The sequence below is a fragment of the Terriglobus albidus genome (assembly GCF_025685425.1).
Lineage (GTDB): Bacteria > Acidobacteriota > Terriglobia > Terriglobales > Acidobacteriaceae > Terriglobus > Terriglobus albidus.
Window position 1 is genome coordinate 469,217 of record NZ_JAGTAS010000057.1, and the last position, 19,002, is coordinate 488,218.

Annotated in this window: 12 protein-coding genes and 1 riboswitch; of the genes, 4 read left to right on the plus strand and 8 right to left on the minus strand. The window is 56.9% G+C overall.

Annotated features, from left to right (window positions below; translation table 11 throughout):
* Window positions 1–56 precede the first annotated feature (56 nt).
* Window positions 57–2,156 (minus strand): glycoside hydrolase family 31 protein, encoded by a 2,100-nt coding sequence (locus OHL21_RS18355; RefSeq protein WP_263418743.1) that lies wholly within the window; start codon window positions 2,154–2,156, stop codon window positions 57–59.
* A gap of 335 nt (window positions 2,157–2,491) precedes the next feature.
* Here OHL21_RS18355 and OHL21_RS18360 point away from each other — a divergent pair, with 335 nt between their 5' ends.
* Entirely contained in the window at window positions 2,492–3,406 is a 915-nt protein-coding gene (locus OHL21_RS18360; protein WP_263418744.1) for a hypothetical protein, read from the plus strand.
* Between the two features lie 324 nt (window positions 3,407–3,730).
* Here the strand turns inward: OHL21_RS18360 and OHL21_RS18365 are convergent, their stop codons facing one another.
* The 3 genes from OHL21_RS18365 to OHL21_RS18375 all read right to left on the minus strand — a co-directional run bounded on the left by OHL21_RS18365 (window position 3,731) and on the right by OHL21_RS18375 (window position 9,133).
* Window positions 3,731–4,711: a zinc-dependent alcohol dehydrogenase family protein gene (locus OHL21_RS18365; protein ID WP_263418745.1), complete on the minus strand. Its 981-nt coding sequence runs from the start codon at window positions 4,709–4,711 to the stop codon at window positions 3,731–3,733.
* 96 nt (window positions 4,712–4,807) lie between these two features.
* On the minus strand, window positions 4,808–5,737 hold the full coding sequence (locus OHL21_RS18370) for a vWA domain-containing protein (RefSeq protein ID WP_263418746.1): 930 nt from the start codon (window positions 5,735–5,737) through the stop codon (window positions 4,808–4,810).
* A gap of 108 nt (window positions 5,738–5,845) precedes the next feature.
* Window positions 5,846–9,133 (minus strand): TonB-dependent receptor, encoded by a 3,288-nt coding sequence (locus OHL21_RS18375; protein ID WP_263418747.1) that lies wholly within the window; start codon window positions 9,131–9,133, stop codon window positions 5,846–5,848.
* A gap of 565 nt (window positions 9,134–9,698) precedes the next feature.
* Between OHL21_RS18375 and OHL21_RS18380 the strand changes: the two genes are divergently transcribed.
* Window positions 9,699–10,265, plus strand: coding sequence for a porin family protein (locus OHL21_RS18380; RefSeq protein ID WP_263418748.1), 567 nt, complete (start codon window positions 9,699–9,701; stop codon window positions 10,263–10,265).
* A gap of 194 nt (window positions 10,266–10,459) precedes the next feature.
* Here OHL21_RS18380 and OHL21_RS18385 read toward each other — a convergent pair whose 3' ends face one another.
* The 3 genes from OHL21_RS18385 to OHL21_RS18395 form a co-directional block, all read right to left on the minus strand.
* Window positions 10,460–12,898, minus strand: a complete 2,439-nt coding sequence (locus tag OHL21_RS18385; protein ID WP_263418749.1) for a TonB-dependent receptor — start codon at window positions 12,896–12,898, stop codon at window positions 10,460–10,462.
* A gap of 27 nt (window positions 12,899–12,925) precedes the next feature.
* Window positions 12,926–13,155, minus strand: a riboswitch (cobalamin riboswitch).
* 62 nt (window positions 13,156–13,217) lie between these two features.
* The gene (locus OHL21_RS18390; protein WP_263418750.1) at window positions 13,218–13,964 is read right to left on the minus strand and encodes a copper homeostasis protein CutC; all 747 of its coding nucleotides are present in this window, start codon (window positions 13,962–13,964) and stop codon (window positions 13,218–13,220) included.
* Between the two features lie 89 nt (window positions 13,965–14,053).
* A complete protein-coding gene (locus OHL21_RS18395; protein ID WP_263418751.1) occupies window positions 14,054–15,151 on the minus strand; it encodes an SIS domain-containing protein in 1,098 nt (365 codons plus the stop codon).
* 133 nt (window positions 15,152–15,284) lie between these two features.
* Between OHL21_RS18395 and OHL21_RS18400 the strand changes: the two genes are divergently transcribed.
* Complete coding sequence (locus OHL21_RS18400; protein ID WP_263418752.1) at window positions 15,285–16,070, plus strand: DeoR/GlpR family DNA-binding transcription regulator; 786 nt, start codon at window positions 15,285–15,287, stop codon at window positions 16,068–16,070.
* Window positions 16,071–16,363: 293 nt separating this feature from the next.
* Here OHL21_RS18400 and rlmN read toward each other — a convergent pair whose 3' ends face one another.
* Window positions 16,364–17,554, minus strand: coding sequence for a 23S rRNA (adenine(2503)-C(2))-methyltransferase RlmN (rlmN, locus tag OHL21_RS18405; RefSeq protein ID WP_263418753.1), 1,191 nt, complete (start codon window positions 17,552–17,554; stop codon window positions 16,364–16,366).
* 89 nt (window positions 17,555–17,643) lie between these two features.
* On the opposite strand from rlmN, the gene OHL21_RS18410 reads away from it, so the two are divergent.
* Entirely contained in the window at window positions 17,644–18,984 is a 1,341-nt protein-coding gene (locus OHL21_RS18410) for a M16 family metallopeptidase (protein WP_263418754.1), read from the plus strand.
* Window positions 18,985–19,002 lie beyond the last annotated feature (18 nt).

Consider the following 19,002-nt stretch of genomic DNA (forward strand, 5'->3'; position numbering starts at 1 on the left):
TCTTCACCAGTCACCGGGTGTTCTTTTATCTATGAGAAATAGTTGGATGCCATTCCCTAGTGCACGACGGACACGATCTGTGCGTCGGGTTCAGTCCACGGCTTAGCGCCTGAATACGTAAGGCGGCCGTTTGTATCATCCCAGTGCAGCTTCGTAGTCTCGCCCTTTCCCTTCTCATAGGAGTACGTCATTCCGTCATCAGAAAAGAGGGTGAGGTCGGCATCATTCCCCGGGTAAACCTTCACTGCGGCAATGGACTGTTTGTCTTGCGTGCTCAGGATAGGAGATCCCAGAGGAACGATCGACCCCGCGCGCACAAACAATGGAATCGTATCGATCGGTGCGGCAACCGTAATCGCCTGCCCACCCTTAATACGCTCATTTGTCCAGTAGTTGTACCAATCGCAGCCTGCTGGGAGATACACACTCCTGCTTGTTGCCCCCTGCTCAGATACAGGAGCCACGAGAAACGCGGGACCGAACATATACTCATCGCGTATGTCCGCAACCGCTGGATCACGCGGAAAGTCCATAAACAAGGCCCGCATAAACGGAGCTCCTGTCTGGTAGGTCTGATAGGCCAGCGAATAGATGTAGGGCAGAAGCTGGTAGCGCAGACGGAGATATTTTTCGAGGATAGGCTCAGCCTGCTTGCCATAAGACCAGACCTCGTTGTGCATTCTCTCGCCATGAGTACGCATGACCGGCTGAAAGACACCCCATTCAAACCACCGCACAAATAACTCTGGATAGTCGGCGTAACGGTCCACATTCGCCTCAACATCGGAAGGATCGATCAGCGGCGCATGCTCAGGTTTATATCCGGAAGGAAGCTGCGGAGAGAAGAAACCGGCGATGTCCGTATCCCAGTACGGCATGCCACTCGCGGTGAAATTGAGCCCTGCGGGGATGGACCGCTTCAACATGTCCCAGGTCGAAACGATGTCGCTCGACCAGAATACGGTCCCGTTCCGTTGTGCTCCGAGATACGCTGCACGTGCCAGCAGCATGACTCGGCGGCTGTCTCCAAAATCTCGGCGGAAGCCGTCATACACCGAAGCGGTATGAAACAACGGGTACACGTTGTAGTTCTGCTTTCCCGAACCGATGTAAAAAAGGTCCTTTTCAGGATCGACATCCGGCTCAGTCTCATCGAGCCAGATATAGTCGAAGCCATACGGCTTGACGTAGCGATCACGGATCTGATCCCACCACCACTTCGCCGCGTCAGGGTTCGTAGTATCCAGATTCGGCCCGATCTCCTTGGTATATCCTCCTCGGTCGGGTGTTCCATCGGCCTTGTGGATCAGCCACCCTTTCTTCAATAACGTGTCATAAAAACGGGTGCCTTCTGAATAGTGAGGCCACACACTCAGTAGCGTTGTCACACCTTCCGTATGCAGCCTTTTGTTCATGGCTGCAGGATCAGGCCAACGTGCGGGGTCCAGATCCATTTCCCCCTGCCGCGTCATGTTGAGGAAATCCACCACAAGCACATCGAGCGGCAGATTCCGATCGCGATATCCTTTCGCGACCGCCTCCAGCTCTGACTGCGTGGGATAGATCGCTTTACTTTGGATGAAGCCGTAGGCTGCTTTTGGCAATAAGTGCGTGACACCTGTCAACGCCCGGTATCCCGAATAGATCTCGTCACTATTCTCTCCGGCGATAACAAAGAACGAAACACGGTCACCCTTTTCGGAGGACCACACATTTTGCTGGTTGAACCCAAGATCAATGGTTGTCTTCGATGGGTTATCCCATACCAATCCATAGCCTCGGCTTGAAACCATGAACGGCACGCAAACTGTCTCGCCAGAGACGGCTCCATAGTCATGCCAGCACTGAATCCTGTGATCGCGCAGATCCAGAAAGCCCTGCTGGTGTTGGCCCAGGCCATAGTAGTGTTCATCCTGCGGCGCATCGAATGTGGCGGAGATGCGATAGTCCGTTGGCGTCGCTGGATTTTGGCTATCTGCGACCATCGACCACTTTTCGAGCTTCAATAACTGTTTGCCATTTGCCGTCGAGATCGAAATCGCATCGTTATAGGGTCCACGTCCGTTGCCATAAAATACCTTGTCTCGCAGCTGCTGATTCAAACGGTCGAGAGGCATCGGGCGTGGAGAGGGAAGATTTTCGGGCGCAACCTTCACTATTAATTGTGCTGATTGGAATACATCGTACCCGTCCGTCCCTGTCACATGTCGCCAGCCTGCCGCGTCTTTTTGCCCGGAGATGCCCGCTCCCGGGGACGCTGACGCAGCCGACTTTACGCTGCTCAACGTGATTCGTAGGATGTTCGCACCGTACGGCTCAATTATGATTTCCCGATCGTTGCGGTCGAGCACAAAACTCTTGGCAGATTCCTGCCCACTCACGCACGTAACTGCCCCGACAGCCAGCATCGCCACGAGCAAACTGTTCCGGGAGAAAGGCACGCATTTCAAAGACTTTTCGCAAATCGGACCACGTAACACAGTTCCACCTCGTGACAGCCAGCACTCACTCTGTTCGAACCTTTGTCGGATTCAACCGCTGGGATCGAATGTTGTTTTGCCGAAAGAGCGGGCACACCAATCTTACCTTCGAGAATTGGACGGCGCTGAGCCTCAAACAACGAGTAACCAGAGACCGCAGCGGTATTGATGAGCACCGAGACGGGCTGGTCGGACTGTCGATAACCAGGGGTATGGACGACATGTACCAAGTCCTGCGCCGAGGGGCGAACACGCGTTGTGGCGCAAGCAGAACGGCTCCGATTTCCGGGTCCGTTCTGCTTTTGACAAATTTCTATTTGTGCACCGGATGTCCCGTGCTACAAAGCTTCATGGGATATCTAGGGCTGAGCGAGCCTGCAGAAAAGCAGGACAATATCTTCCAGCGCCTTTTCTGGCCGAGTGACCACGCAGGAGAGGCCGATACACTCGGGCAACAGGGATTTTGGATATGCGCTGTTGTAGCGATAATCTCCCTGGTCGCACTGTCTGTCCAAAGACATTGGATCCTCGCCCTGCTCTCCTTTGCATTCTTTCTATTAGGCGGAATTGGAGTTCGCGAACACAGTACTCCAGCAGCTGTATTTGTAGCACTGGCTTATGCACTCAACCAGGCTCTCGGACTCTTCCTTGGCCAGTTCCCAGGGTTTCTGGCATTTGTTGCCTGCGTCCTGCTCATTGCAAACATTCGTGGCACGTGGATTGCCTCGCAACATAAATTTTCGGGAGACCCGGATGCATTTCCCGAGCGGCTAAACAGCACGTTTCGCGACAAACTCGTCGACCAGATGCCCGCAAAGGTGTGGCCTAGGACAAAGATTCTGTTCTTCGTCATAGCCGCACTCTATATGTTGCTAACCCTTTTTGGGACTGCCGCAATCCTGGTTGGGAGCTTTACAAAGCGGTAAACCAGGATTGGCACAATGATGGGGAAGGCAACCGTCACTCACATCTCCATGTTCCTCAATCCTTGCGCTCTTTCCCCTGTTTTCTTCCAGCGCAGCGGTCACGTTGCAAGTCCACGCTCACCGGGCATCTGGATCCGGTCGTTCGAGGCCTAGTTCCCTTTCCCGAGATGTAGAAGCGGTTAAGCTAATACCATCCCTCTCGTCGTTTAGAGTCTCGTGCCATCGAACCCACCCTAGCGTTGCGAGCGTTCACCCGACCGAACGGAGTTCGGTTGGGGGCCCGAGGGTGGGGCACCCGAACAAGGGATGAATCTGTTAGAGCCTCTAGATCACATCAATCACAATCTTCCCCTTCGCCTTGCCGCTCTCGACGAGTTCATGCGCTTCGAGTGCGGTTTCAAAGGTAAAGCGACGCTCGTCAACCATGGGCCGCAGCTTGCCCTGCTCCACCATGCGAGTCACTTCTCGCAGGATCCACCCGTGATGACCGCGGCGCTCCCTGGTAAGCAGTGGCAGCAGGACGAAAACACCTGAGTAGCTGGCGCCGCGACGTGAGAGCGCTTTCAAGTCATGCGCTCCCCATCCATAGCAACTGGCTACACGTCCGTAGTTGCGAATCGCGGCCATGCAGTCATCCAGCGGTTTGCCGCCAACCGTGTCATAACCGACATCGAACCCGACACCGCCGGTGTAGCGCTGTACATACTGTTCCACCGGCTCATCGCGATCGATAGGCGTTGCACCATAGCTTCGAACGATCTCTGCCTTACCGTCCGAGACTGTCGCAAAGACTTTGGCTCCCGCGGAGACGGCCATCTGTACAACAATATGACCGACACCACCCGCACCGCCTGTGACGAGGACGCGATCCCCAGCCTGCACCTGCGCACGGTCCGCGAGGCCTTCATACGCTGTAAGCGAGACCAGGGGCAGACTAGCCGCCTCCCGCATAGTCAGGCTCTTTGGCTTCGGAGCAATCAGGTCCGCATCGACGGCCATGTACTCCGCCAGTGATCCCTGGATGCCGCCGGCTCCTCCGGCAAGACCGTACACTTCGTCGCCTACTTCAAACTCAGAGACACCGATACCGACCGCCTCCACCACGCCGGCCATATCCGTACCCAGAATGCACGGCGCTGTCATCCCGCCATGTGGAGCCTTACCGGTACGGATCTTGCTGTCGATGGGGTTTACGCCACTGGCATGAACACGAACCAAGACGTCATGGTCACCAATCCTGGGTTGAGGGACTTCGGCGATCCGGAATGCTCCGGTTTCAAAGCTGTCGACAACAAGGGCCTTCATGGTCATATCTGCGGTCAAAAGGAGAACTCCAGTCTCCTTAGACTACTGCGTCCGGAAAAATGGACCACAGTTTGATGACAATGACCGTCCCTTGCCTTATCGCGGCGAAGCCTGCACCATCATCGGCCCACTCACCTTCGCACCCTCGACGGAGACATGGAAGCGTTGCAGACCTTTGCCCCCACCTTCGAATTCCACACGGTAGGTGTCGTACAGCGCATCACTAAACTGCTTGAGGAACGGGCCAAAGCTGGGCGGATTTCCGGTTCCAAGATAGTAGGCTGTTCCGCCCGTGGCGGCAGCGACGTCAGTGAGGTAGTTCTGGCCACTAAAGGAGGCCTGCATACCCCGCAGCGCCGCGCCGGTAAAGTAGATGGAGTAAACCGCCACACCGGCACGCTGCGCATCGCCCTTGGCTGCGTCGACATACGGACTGCTCTGATTCAGCGGACTCGTGCTGCCGTTATAAGGATCGACACCGCTGGTGATCATCAGAACGATATGCGCCTTGCCGTCGGGTTGCCACTTCTTTACAAAGTCCGAGAGACAGAAGTACGGACTGGCGCTCGCTCCCGGTTGGGCAGTTGGCAGCCGGACAGCCTTAGCCGCGGCATCGTGTTCTGTGGTGAATCCCTGCTCGGTGATGACACGGCCGTTCTGCATATAGCCGACCGTCACGGCCACATCCTGAGGTAGTGATTGAATAAAACTCTGAATATCGCCCAGCATGCGGCCGAAACTGCTCTGCAGACCATCATCGATCAGAATTGCCAGTTCCACACCTGTTCCCTGCCCATGCCCTGAGCCGCTAAGGACAGGATTCCACGCGGTGATGCGACGATCGTCATTGCCAAACTTCACCTTGACCTGAGAGATATCAATACGCGGAGCTTCCGGGCCACGCTTATCCTCAACGCGCACCAGGGCCGATGTCGAGACCGGCCCTTCTACCTGTGCGACCGCCGTAACGGTCAATACCGCCGTAGCGCTCAATACTCTGATCAGCGCGAATCGTAACCAACGCATGGCGAACCTCCTGCGGCTTATAAGACGCGTGATATCGAGAAAAAGATACAAACGCACGAAGGGCCGGAGAATCCTCCGGCCCTTCGCAACTTGTTGGCAGTTGCAGTGTTAGAAGACGATCTTCGCCGCAAACTGCATGTTGAACGGCTCACCCGAACCAAGTCCAGGAGCACCGGCGGCATCGCCCACCGTGGTGGTCGACTTGCCGAAGTTGGAGGACGTCGGATTGGAGACGCTGGGCTTAGCGAGGTTCAGACGGTTGAAGATGTTGAACATCTCTGCACGGAGCTGCAGACGGACGTTTTCGTGCAGCGTCGTATTCTTCACGACCGAAGCATCCACGGTACCAAAGCCGGGTCCACGAACGGAACCGCGAGGAGTCGGGCTGAAGGTCCCTGCAGCTGGCAGCGTAAACGCTGAAGCCGAGAGCCACTGAACCGTCTTGTTGGCGGTGCTGGACGTCGCCGCTGTAACCGCGCGGTTGGTGTTGTAAGGATCGCCGACCAATGTTGCACGGTCCTGGTTCTCTCCTGTACCGCTGCGATTGCTGCCGGCCTTCGGAGTCAGAGCCGAACCCGAGAAGAAGGTCATGAACGAGTTCACTTCCCATCCCGAGCTCAGTGCCTTCAGGTTGTTCGAGAACGTCGGAATCGAGTAAACGACATAGCCATTGAAAGTGTGCTTGATGTCGAAGTCGGCAGTGCCATATTCCGCCGGCAGATTCAGCGAATTCTGCGGAGCGAAGTTACGGGTACCGGAGACATTGTCCAGAGCGTGGCCGTAGGTGTAGGACGCCTGGGCCGTCAGATTGTGGAAGTTGCTGGTGCGAACAGACGCCTGTAGCGAGCTGTAATTGGAATTACCCGACGACTCAAACTGATTGATCGCCGTAAACAGCTTGAATTGCTTGAAGTACGGGCGAGAGTACTGCTGATAGGTGACGCAGCTGGTCGATGAACTGCTGCAAGGAGCACCAGTAGTGGCGTCCACCGAGGCGCTGGGAGTGGGAGAAGGCTGGGCCTGGTTGATGTCACGCAGGTTGAACAGGTGACGTCCGACTGACCCTACGTAGCCAACCTGAGCTACAGTGTTGCGGCTCAGCTGATACTCCAGATTGAGGTTGTAGTTCTGCAGGTAGGCGTTCTTGAAGTCCTTCGAGACCGTTGCAACACCGAATGCTGAAGTCGCTGCAGAAGGCAGAGGATCAACACCCGTTGCAATCGTGAAGGCCGTCGTCTTCGAAGCGGTGAAGACCGGGCTGGCGCCCGTGTTGTTCGCCTGAACGCCGACAGCCGCGTTGTTGCCAGGACGGTTGTCAAAGAAGCCATTCAGGTTAGGCAGATCGAAGAACAGACCATACGTACCACGCACGACAAGCTTGTTAGAGACCTTGGAACTGAAGCCGAAGCGGGGCGAGACATTGGTGTAGCGGCGGGGATAGAGGGTATCGATATCCTGACCCACGATCGAGAAGCCGGACGCTGCATTTGGGTTGAAGTTGGAGAACGTGCCGTTAGTCGAGTAGACCGGGCCGGAGTAATCCCAACGTACGCCATAGTTCAGTGTCAGCGCCGGAGAGACCTGATACTGATCCTGGGCGAAGATATCCCACTGGTTGACCCAAACATCACGCTGCAGCTGACCGCGGACAATGCTGCCATTCGCCGCATAACCAGCCAGAAAGTCTGCAAGTGCACGGGTATTGGCATCGCCTTCGGAAGTGTACTGCGAGCAGGTAGGAGCGCAAGCGGCTGTCTGAGTAGCAGACGACGTGCCGTCAAAAGCGTACGAACCACGAACGCTGCGTTGGTAGAGCAGGTTCATGTAGTTGCGACGGAATTCACCGCCGAAACGGAACTGATGCTTACCCCAAACCAATGTTGCCGTATCGGTGACGTGACCGGTGTAGTCTTGACGGCCGAGCGGAGGCGTAGGTCCAACGTTGTCAAATCCAGTGATTTTGATGTTAGGAGCACCGTACAAAGACGGATTCGTTACACCGGTATTGAATCCTAGAGCCGGAATGTTCTGGTTGTGAACGTTGTCATTGAACGTCTGTCCGAAGTAGTTGACGCCGATCAGCGCCTGATTCGAGAGGTGGTCGGTCAGCATCCAGTTGTGCGTAACCGCGTAGTTATGAACGTGAGTCGGAGCTACCTGGTAGTACTCCCAGATCGGAGGATCGGTGAGGCCGAGCTGGCGGCCGGTACCGATGAAGGCACGAACCGAAAGGGTCTGCTTGGAGTTGATGTTCCAATCGATCTTGCCGACGCTGTTGTCGCTATAACCGCTCTGAGGACGCGGGTCAACGTAATTACCGACGGTCGCAGCGCCCGGCTTGTTTCCACGAGGCCAGAGGGCCTGCAGCACATTCACGAACGTCTGGTTGACCGGCACGTTGTGCTTGTTCAGCAGCGCGGTAGCCTGATTCACCCACTGATCGGTCGGCTCGGTCGCTGCACCGCTGGCGCCGATAATGTACTTCTGACGCTCATAGTTAACAAAGAAGAAGAGCTTGTCTCTCTTGATGGGTCCGCCGAGCGATCCGCCGAACTGGTTGTTGCGGATCTTCGGCTTACGAACTGCATCGCCAAGCATCTGGCTCTTGGCAGCGAAGTACTCGTTGCGCAGGTAATAGTAGGCGCTTCCGTGGAAGAGGTTTGTACCACTCTTCACGACCATGTTGATTGCGCCGCCACCATTGCGTCCCACTTCTGCATTGCCCTGGGACTGAACGGAGAACTGGTCGATTGCTTCGATGGGCAGCGTTACACCGGCTACACCGGAGACACCACCCTGATTCGAACCCGTTGAGTTGTGGAAGATGTCGTTGTTATCGACACCATCGATCTGCCAGTTGTTCTGGTTGGTACGTGCACCGTTGATGGAACCGGCGCCATTGACGCCAGGGGTGATCTTAATCAACTGCGTGAAGTCGCGGCCGTTCAACGGAATGTTCGCAACAGCGCGAGAGTTCACAACAGATGTATTTGTCGAGGAGACTGTGTCGATAGCAACATCGGCCGCGTTCACTTCAACCACCAGATTATTGGTGGCTACCGAAAGCTTGGGAGAGAGTGCGTACACTTCGCCGGGACGGGTTTCGACGTCAGTGATCTTCGTCTCCGAAAACCCCGGCGCGCTGATCGTGATGCTGTACTTACCGAGTGGAAGATCCTGGAAGGAATAGGTTCCGTCGCCGGTGGACTCGGTCTCACGCGTCAGGCCGGTGTCCTGGCCGAGCAGTGTGATCTTGGCGTGCGGAACAACCGCGCCGGTGCTGTCGAGAACCGTCCCGGCGATACCGCCGCGGAAGGTCTGTGCTGACAGAGACACCGTCAACAACAACACAAAGAGAGGTGCAACGAAGCTTCGGAAGAAGCGGGCAATGCGCATGACTGGCTCCTGAGGTAGTGAAACAACTACGTTTGGCGTCTGTTGATGCGTTTAACTGACTTTTGCTACGTTTTTCGAGTGAAAAAGGAACAGGATCCCTAAGAACAACAGCACGCCGTCATGCCGGCCTGAGGGGCCAGACAAGCGCCGGGATATTCCCGGAATGCGATGATTGCGGCTGACATGTAGAAAGTCGTCTCCGTCTTATGCTGCTGTTGTTGTGTAGATTCAGCATACCTGTATTACGGTTCGATGAACAAACTGTTCCCCTAAAAAAATCATTGATATGCGCTTCAAATCCTGCGCGACGTCTAAGGCGGCGCAAGAGAAGACCCTATTTTTTCAATACTTTATTCTTGCACTCCGAAGAAAAATCTCTTCCAATAGAGAGAGCAGGTCCCCACGGACTGATTCAGTCCGCCCTGTTATCCGACTGTTGAGCTGCAACCGGCCCCCCGGCGTTGTTAGAACATCGTATCCAGCAGCGTATTTTCAACTGCTATCGAATCTCTAACCTGCTGTTCTTGTCGTTGGACCAAATTTGTCTTTTTTTCGGAGTCCTTCAATGTACGTTCGAACGAAACTGGCTGTAGCTGTACTAGCCGCTATCTCGATTCTTTCTATTTCCTCCCCCCACAGCAATGCACAAGCCATCCCCGCCGGCTACAAACGGGGTGGCGACATCGATGCATTTTTCACCTATGGGCGCGCACGCACAGACTTCGGCTCCGCCCAAAATAATCTCTATACTCTCGGCGGAGACTACATGTTCCGGTATTTCGGAATGTTTCAGCCGGGCATCAATGTCCGGTACATCCACTCAACTGGTGCTGTCGTGGATGAACCCTTCTTCGGCGGTGGCATTGATCTCCGTTTTCGCCAGTTCTGGCGTCTTCGCCCCTATGGTGTCGCCGATATGGGCATCGGCTCCGTAAAAGAAAAATCACCGGGTATCGACGACTCGGGAGTTTCTTACATTCTGGGCGGTGGTATTGACGTTCCCATCGTCAGCAGGTTCGCCGCTCGCGCAGAATTCAACTCTCAGCACATCTTGATCTCTGGCGGCAAAGGCCCGGACCTGACTTTCACCCCATACAGTCTCAACGTCGGTGTCGTATACCACATTCGCTAGAGTATTTTCCCTGTAGGCGTAGTGTAGGGCTTCCGCATCCATGGGCATTTTTCCGGAATGAAAACGCGCTGCACTCCTCTTCCGGGGTACCCAGCAACAGGAAAAATGCTCTAATGCTTGTGTTTTCCCTGGCAGCAAAAAGCCCTTCCGAACGGAAGGGCTTTTTGCTAATCGCGTGTTGATCTAACACTGTCTTACTCCCGCACCAACCTCAGCTTGATGCCGGCACGGAAGGTAAACGGAAGCCCCGGATAACCGATCGGTCCTGTACGCTGCTGACTGGTCAGATTGTCGAGCTGCGTGAAGATCGACATACTCGGCTTCCACTGATACGCGAGATTCGCATCCAGCCGCTGGTAGGCATAGTCGAGATTCTTGTTCGGCAGCAACAGCGTATTTCCACCGCTGATGTCGGAGTATGAAAGAAAGGTGGAATCATCGCTGCGTCCCACGAGCGCACCCTTCAGCGCCGCGGACCACTTGCTCGCTGTCCACTGCACCGCGAAGAAGCCCGAGTGTGTAGGACGCCGGAAGGGACGCTGCCCTACCAGGGGAGAGGTGCTTCCAATCGCGATTCCCGGGAAGTTCGGATTCGTGGCCGCCAGTCCGCCCGAGACCGCATCACCCGAAAGAGAACGCTGCACCTCGGCATCGAGGTACGTATATCCTCCGCGTGCAAACCAGTGCTTTGTCAGCCGCCATTCACTCTCTGCTTCGAGTCCCTGGGCGCGATATGCCAACGAGTTCAGGTCAGCGCCGAAGATGGAATACGCAATGCTCGATGGAATATGAAAGATATTGATCAGCGTACCCGCGTCCACATATTCGATCTGCCGATCGAACTGCGTGTGGAAGTAGCCGAGCTTCACGATGCCGCGCTGGCTCAACAGGCTCTGCTCCAAACCTCCCTCATAGCTCCGCGAACGCAACGCATTCATCGGAGTGACGTGATAGGTGTTGATCGCCGCCGAATTACCGGAGCTGAGCAGCAGCGAATACAGCGAAGAGAACTGCTCGGTCAGAGTCGGCTCCTGCACGCCCTTGGAGAAGTTAAAGCGTAATTTGGTGCCGTGCGCGAACCCATTTCCCGGAGCGATGGGGTACCAGGCAATGCCCAGCTTCGGCACGCCTTCCAGGCCGAAGAGCGCGTTCTTCTCAAGCTCTCCACCGAAGGAGTAGAAGACACGGCTGGCAAAGTCGCCCTGCATCTGTAGCGTATAGCCATAGTTGCCACGGTCCGCCTTGTTGAACGTGCCGTAGGCTGAGTTCTTGTAGATGCCGCGCTCGTCCTCATAGCGGAAGGCGCCCAGCACCGCCAGGTGCTGCGAGAAGCGATAGTCGGTCTGATAGTAGAGCTGGTCGCGGTTGCTTACCTGGTCAGAACGCGTGGGATAGGGAAGACCGAAATCCAGCGCCGCCTGGCCGCTCACTGAATATCCATTCGCTCCAGTGATCGTCACGGGACGACCGTAGTAGGTCGTGAAGCCGAAGCTCGTAATCGGAGTACCGACAGGAGAGAACTGGAATACTTGTTCCCGCTTGCGCGTGACACCATAGCGCACCAGGTTGTGCCATGCGCTGGTTGCCTGAAAATCCAGAGCCGCACCAGAGATCAGAATCTGATCGGCCTGCTTGACGTTATCAGAGATGCCATAGAAGTCATGCGCATTCGGCACACCCACCGCTGCATCGGTATTGCGCAATGTAAAGCGCAACGAGGTCTTAGCATTGAGCGCAAAGCCGAGGTTCGCCGCCGAAGTTGCATTGTGATAGCGGTTCCCAGGAAGGGCATTCGAAGAATCTACGCGCGAAAAACCGAGCAGGTAATCGAGCTTACGCGCAGAGCCGCTCAGATCTCCTTCGTTCCGCCAGGTGTGAAAGTTTCCGGCATCTCCGGTGTAACGCAGGATGGGACGAATCGTCGTTCCCTGCTGCGTCGCCAGGCGCACTGCGCTCGCCGTCGCGCCCGCGCCTACCGTAACGCTGTCCGGACCGCGGTGAACTTCGATGGTATCCAACGCGAAGCTCGACAGGTTGCCGTAATCGAAACGGCCTCCCATATCTTCGGCGGGAATACCGTCGATGGTGACACGGTTGCCATCCGACTGACCGCCGCGCACGAACTGCGAGGTCTGTCCGCCCATCTGTCCGCTCTGAACAATCTGCACGCCTGGCATGAGGCGAAGCTCTTCGCTGACGCCATAGCGAGGCCACAGGGCGTCCGGCTGAATCAGGCTCACCGAAGAACTGGTCTGGGAAAGCGTTGTCGGCAAACCGGTGGCCGTCACGGTGATTTCATCCTTGCGCTCATCGAGACGCAGCGTGACATCCTGCTGTACGAGGTCCAGCCGTCCGCCGTAAAAGCTGCGTGACGGTGTCGTCGCAAAGCCCTGGCTGGAGGTCAGGAGCAGAAAGCGGCCACCTTCTGAGCTACGCAGCTCATACTCGCCTTCAGGTCCGCTTACACCGATAGCAACGACACTATTGCCCAGCAAAAGCTGCAATCGTGCACCACTCACGCCGGCGCCCAGTTGATTGGTTACACGTCCGCGCACAACAACAGCATGTGCCGCGGAAGCAGATAACAGTATGGCTAGGATGGCCGCTCGAAAACGGCCTGCAGGAATACTCATAAGACTCCTCCGTTCCCCCTCGGAACGTTGGCTGGTCACAGTGAAACCGGTCTCCTGACTTTACGCATTCCAGCAGCCATTCTTTGGCGTTCCCTTCCCGTCCTGAAGAACAGTGAGAAATAGCCGGCTACTGATCATCCCTCCCCTGAAGTAACGCTCCAAAGGAGTGCGCTCGGGGGAGTGACGTGCGTCTACAGTTGCGGGGCAGTGGCGGAATCTCACCGCGCTTCCCGAACATTTCACTGCGTCGATTCTCTAAAAACGCAGGGCACGCCCTGCGAAGATCACTCGGCACAGTTGCTCGCGTGTATTGCAGATTTTACACGGCAGGCTGCCGCTCCATTGTCAGTAAATGTTTGACGCGCGCCACATCTTCCCGCGAAGTAATACGCACCAGCTCGCGTTCTTCATCTCCCATGGCCAGCCTGCTGCCGGCTATGGCCTCGCCGCGGAAGGATCCATGCAACCAGTCGACACCGGTCGCATCCCAAAGCTGCCTGGCGTTGCGTACCGTCACACCGGCGCCCCCCATAATCCGAATGCGCCCCGCCGACTGCCGCACCAGCGACGACACCATCTGCTGGCCATGCTCCAGAGAGTCATCTCCACCGGAGGTCAGCACCTCGTCCACACCGCACTGAATCAGATCTTCAAGCGCCTCTTCCAGATCTGCCGTGACATCGAAGGCACGATGAAAAACCACCTTCATCGGCCGCGCCCGCTCCACCAGCTCCAGCGTGCGCTTTACGTCGACGGTATGGTTCTTCATCAGGAGACCGAAGACGACGCCGTGAGCGCCGACTTCTTTGCAGCCTTCAATATCCATCCGCATGACCGTCAGCTCTTCCTCGGTATAAAGGAAGTCGCCGGCGCGCGGACGAATCATGACATGCACCGGCACTTCACTGACCTGTAGAGCGGCGCCGATGAAGCCGATACTGGGCGTGAGTCCGCCATCGGCCAAAGCCGAGCACAGCTCGATCCGATCGGCGCCTCCTTCGAGCGCGGCGTTCAGCGACGTTGTGGAGTCCACGGCGACTTCAAGCCGTACAGGACGAGACTGCATCAGCGGACCATCTCCCATGAATGCTTCTGAGCGACCAGAAGAGCACAGCCGTACTTACGCCTGCAAGCACAAACCATGCCCGCAGGAACCTACTCAACTACCACAGACTTCACAAGGTTGCGCGGCTTGTCCACATCAATGCCGCGTCCAATGGCCATGAAGTAAGCGAAGAGCTGCAGCGGCACCACTTCAAGAATCGGCAGAAGATGTTCCGGCGCTGCCGGCACCTCCACAATGGCATCAGCCAACGCGGCCGCCTGCACGTCTCCTTCATTGGCAATCGCCAGAATCGGAGCTCCCTGCGCACGCATGTCCTGCATCAACTGCATGACCTTCTCATAGCGCAGCACGCTCTCGGCGTCGTTGTGGTCCACGGTTGCCACCATCACCAGAGGAGTCTTACTGCCTACCAGCGCATTGGGGCCGTGCTTCAGCTCTCCGCTGGGGTAGCCTTCCGCATGGATATAGCTGCTCTCCTTCAGCTTCAGAGCGCCTTCACGGGCAATCGCGTAATGAACACCGCGGCCAAGGAAGAGGAAGGTCTCTGCCGCCTGCAAGCGGCCTGCGGCCACGGCGACTACCTGCTGCCAACGCGGCAGCCATGCCCGCATCTGGGTAATGATCTGCGGCACAGCCTTTTCCAGACCGATCGCCGGCAGGCCGCGCTGTGCGGCTGCCTGCTCCGCCAGCACTGCCAGCAGCAGAAGCTGGGTGGTGAAGCTCTTGGTCGCCGGAATCGCCTTCTCGACACCCGCCTGCGTGGTCAGCGCCACATCGGCCTCGCGCGCCATCGATGAGGTTGCGACATTCGTAATCGCAAGCGTCTTCTGCCCCATCTCCCTGGCTTTGCGCAGCGCCGCCAGCGTGTCGGCGGTCTCTCCCGACTGCGAAACGACGATCACGGCTGCTTGCTTGAGGCGTGCTTCGCTGCGGTAGACGTATTCGCTGGCATACTCCACATCCACATGGATACCGGCACGGTCTTCCAGAATCAGCTCGGCCACCAGGCCCGCATGCCGGCTGGAACCGCTCGCAGCAATTACAATTTCCTGCACACCCTCAAGCCACTGCTGGACGGGCGCAAGGACGCTCGCTCCATAGGCCGCCAGAGTACGGTCCAGCGCATCGGGCTGCTCGAAGATTTCCTTCAGCATCCAGTGCGGAAAGCCATTCAATCCCTCTTGCATTACATCACCTCAAAAATGATTATATCGCCGCAATATGGTCAATCATCTGCGAAATTAAGGTTTATTGGTGTCCAAACGATCAAATACTCTGCCCATTTGAGTGAGATCTGGGTATAAGCTGTTCGAGACCATTATGTCTACGAAGACCGAAGAACGCGCCGAGCGGATCATGAAATTGTTGCTGCGGAATGGAGATATCTCCGTTGAAGAACTTGTCGCAACGGTCGGCACCTCTGCTCCCTCGATCCGTCGTGATCTTACGCGTCTGGAAAAACGCGGCCTGATCCGCCGTACTCATGGCGGCGCGACCCTGGTGGAGCCCCTGTTGTATGAGCCCTTTCGGTATGACATCAGTTTCCAATCGCGCGAGGGGCGTTTCGCCGAGGAAAAGCGGCGCATCGGCCTGGCGGCAGCCGATCTGATCCAGGAGAACGAGACCATCGGCTTGAACGCCGGCACCACCACGACCCAGATCGGCCGCGCGCTCCGCCATCGCCGCAATATCTCGGTCGTCACCAATGCCATCAACATCGGTATGGAGCTGTGCAATCAGCCCGGAATCAAGACATCGCTGACCGGCGGCCTGCTGGCGTGGGCATGGGCCTTCTCTCTCTCGGGCCAGGCGACACTTGATTTCCTCAACACGGTTTATATGGACAAGGTCTTTCTCGGAGTAACCGGTGTGGACCTCGAACGCGGCGCCACCACACGCGAGCAGGAAGAGGCTCTCGTCTTCCGCGCCATGGCACGGCAGGCCAAGCAGGTGATTGTCGTTGCTGACTCGTCGAAGTTCGGCAATGTCTCGCCGGCCTTCGTCTCTCCACTCGAAGACATCGATATCCTGATCACCGATACCGGGCTGCCTGAGTCGGTCGCCGCTAGCTATGCGGCGAAAGATATCCGGGTGATCCGGGTTTAGGTTGGTACCGAAAAACTCAATGCGGCGATAGTCTCGTTGCCCCATTCTTTGCGGAGCAAAGGGGTGGGGTCCCGGCGAATTCGTTCGCTGGGGCTTAGGGTGGGTATCGCGCTGTGCGCGACCGTTCTTTGGCCCTAGACTAAAGAACATCGATAGAGAAGCAGATTTCTCCGCTCCGCTTCACCCCAGCCAGCGAAGCTTGCCGGGGACCCCGATCGCTCCAAAATGACAAAAGAACGGCAGAGCGTAAAAAGTCTAGCCCTTTCCGTTTCTAGCTATAGGTCTATATGCGCTTAGTGAATCGTCACCAGGCGCTCGTCGTCCATCGTGCGCTTCAATTGTCCGCAGGCGGCGTAGATATCCCGTCCCCTTGGGCGGCGGATGTAAGCCGGCAGTCCCCCTTCGCGTAAGGTCTGCTGGAAGGCAGCAACACGCTCATCGTCAGGCTGCTCAAAGGGCATATAGGGACCCGGATTCCAGATGATCAGATTCACCTTCGCCCGTAACCCGCGTAGCAGTTGCACGACCTCACGAGCATTCTCCACGCTGTCATTCACGCCGCCTAGAAGAACATATTCAAAGGTCAACCGTTCCCTCGGCCGCAGTGGGATCTGCCGGATGACATTCAGCAGCACACCAATCGGCCACTTCTTATTGATTGGCATCACGGCAGTGCGCACCTTGTCATTGGATCCATTCAGGCTGATCGCCAGCTTCGGTCGAACCGGTTCCTGCATATAGCGGTCGATGCCATGCAGAATGCCGGAGGTCGACACCGTCATGCGCGACTCCGGAATTCCCATCGGCCCCACCAACAACCGGACCGAATCCATGAAGTTATCGAAATTGTGGAAAGGCTCTCCCTGCCCCATGAAAACTAGATTGATGCGGTCCTTGCCGATCTGCATCCCTTGACGGTTCAGCACCACAGCCACCTGTCCAGCGATCTCGCCGGCAGTCAGGTTACGGCGCAATCCCAATTTGCCCGTGAGGCAGAACTGACAGTTGACCGCACAGCCCACCTGGCTAGAGATACAGATGGTGCCGCGCTTGTACTCATCCATCGGAGGAGCGGCAGCTTCTTCCTCCTCTGCGGCCGGCGTTCCGTCTCCCTGCTCGCCCCCGTCGCCGCCTGGCATCCACACCGTCTCCACTGTCTCGCCGTCGCCCAGCTTGACCAGATAGCGCTCCGTGCCATCAACAGACTTTGCCACCAGGGCCACCTGTGGCAGGCCGACGCTCCAACCATCTGCCTTCAATTTCTCGCGCACCGCGACCGGGAAGGTGGAGATATCGTCAATGGACTCCACACGTTGCCGGTAGAGAGCGTCATGGAGTTGTTTGGCACGGAAGAGAGGTTGGCGCAGACCATCGACCAGCGCCGTCAACTGCTTCAGCGTCATACCGAAGAGCGCGCGCTGCACCGGGGCCTTCCCCGAAGCGGCAAGCTGTTCATTCTGCGTGGTCTGCGTACTGCCGGCCATCTCGTGTGTTTCCCCTGTTCTCACTCTAACGCCTTCAGACACGTCTTATGAAACAATAGCCGTTTCCGCCCGTTTTCGAGGCGTTTGCCATGAAGGAGCAACATTTGTCCCTGGACATTACCCTGGCCGAGAACTCAACCACCGCGACCTCCGGCCATCCGGCCCGCAACATCCGCAAAACCCGCCTTCCCAATGGCCTCCTGGTCCTGACCGAACGCATGCCGCATCTCCGCTCCGTCTCCATGGGCGTCTGGGTGGGGACAGGCTCACGCGATGAAGCGCCGGAGCTGAACGGGATGTCGCACTTTGTCGAGCACATGGTGTTCAAGGGCACCACGTCACGCAGCGCACAGCAGATCGCCCGCGAGGTCGATGCCATCGGCGGCAACCTGGACGCCTTCACCGGGAAAGAGACCATCTGTTTCAACATCAAGGTGCTGGACAGCAATGTCGCTGCAGCCATGGACGTGCTCGCCGATCTCGTGCTGCATCCAACGTTCACACCAGACGATATCGTCCGTGAGCAGTCCGTCATCCTGGAAGAGATTAAGATGGATGAGGACAACCCGGACTACCTGGTCCACGAGCTCTTCACGCAGAATTTCTGGAAGAACGACGCCCTGGGGCGTCCCATTCTTGGAACCAAGAAGACCGTCTCTTCCTTCCGCCAGCAAACCGTCTTCGATTTCTATGCCGGGCACTTTAGCGCGGCCAATATGGTCTTCTCGGCTGCCGGCAATCTGGATCACAACACCTTTGTGGCCATGGTCGAGCAGCACTTCTCGGCCCTCTCGGCAACCTCAAGCGCCCTGCCCGGACGCGCTCGTCCGCAGGCGCAGCATCATCTGACCCTGCGCAATAAGAAATCGCTCGAACAGGTGCAGATCTGCCTCGGTACGACCGCGCCAGCCGTCGCCTCGCAACTGCGCTATCCCGTCTATCTGCTCAATACGATTCTCGGTGGAGGTATGAGCTCCCGCCTCTTCCAGACCATCCGCGAAGACCGTGGCCTGGCTTACAGTATTTACTCCGAAATGAACCCCTTCCGCGATACCGGTTCCCTTTGCGTCTACGCCGGCACGGCTCCGGAGAAGGCGAAAGAGGCCATTCTGTTGACCGTCGCCGAACTGCACCGTCTCAAACAGGAGCCGGTCACCGAGGACGAACTGGAACGCGCTAAAAATCAACTGAAGGGCAACATCGTGCTCGGCCTGGAGTCTTCCTCCAGCCGCATGGCCAACCTGGCGCGTCAGCAGATGTACTTCGATCGCTTCTTTACCGTGGACGAGATTATCGATCAGGTAGAGGCTGTTACCCGCGAGGACCTGCAGGTGCTGGCACAGGAACTCTTCCAACCGGATGCCCTCGCCCTGGCACTGCTTGGCAACCTTGACGGCATCGATATCGAACGCAGCGATCTCGCCTGCTAAACTCCATTCGCAGAGGAA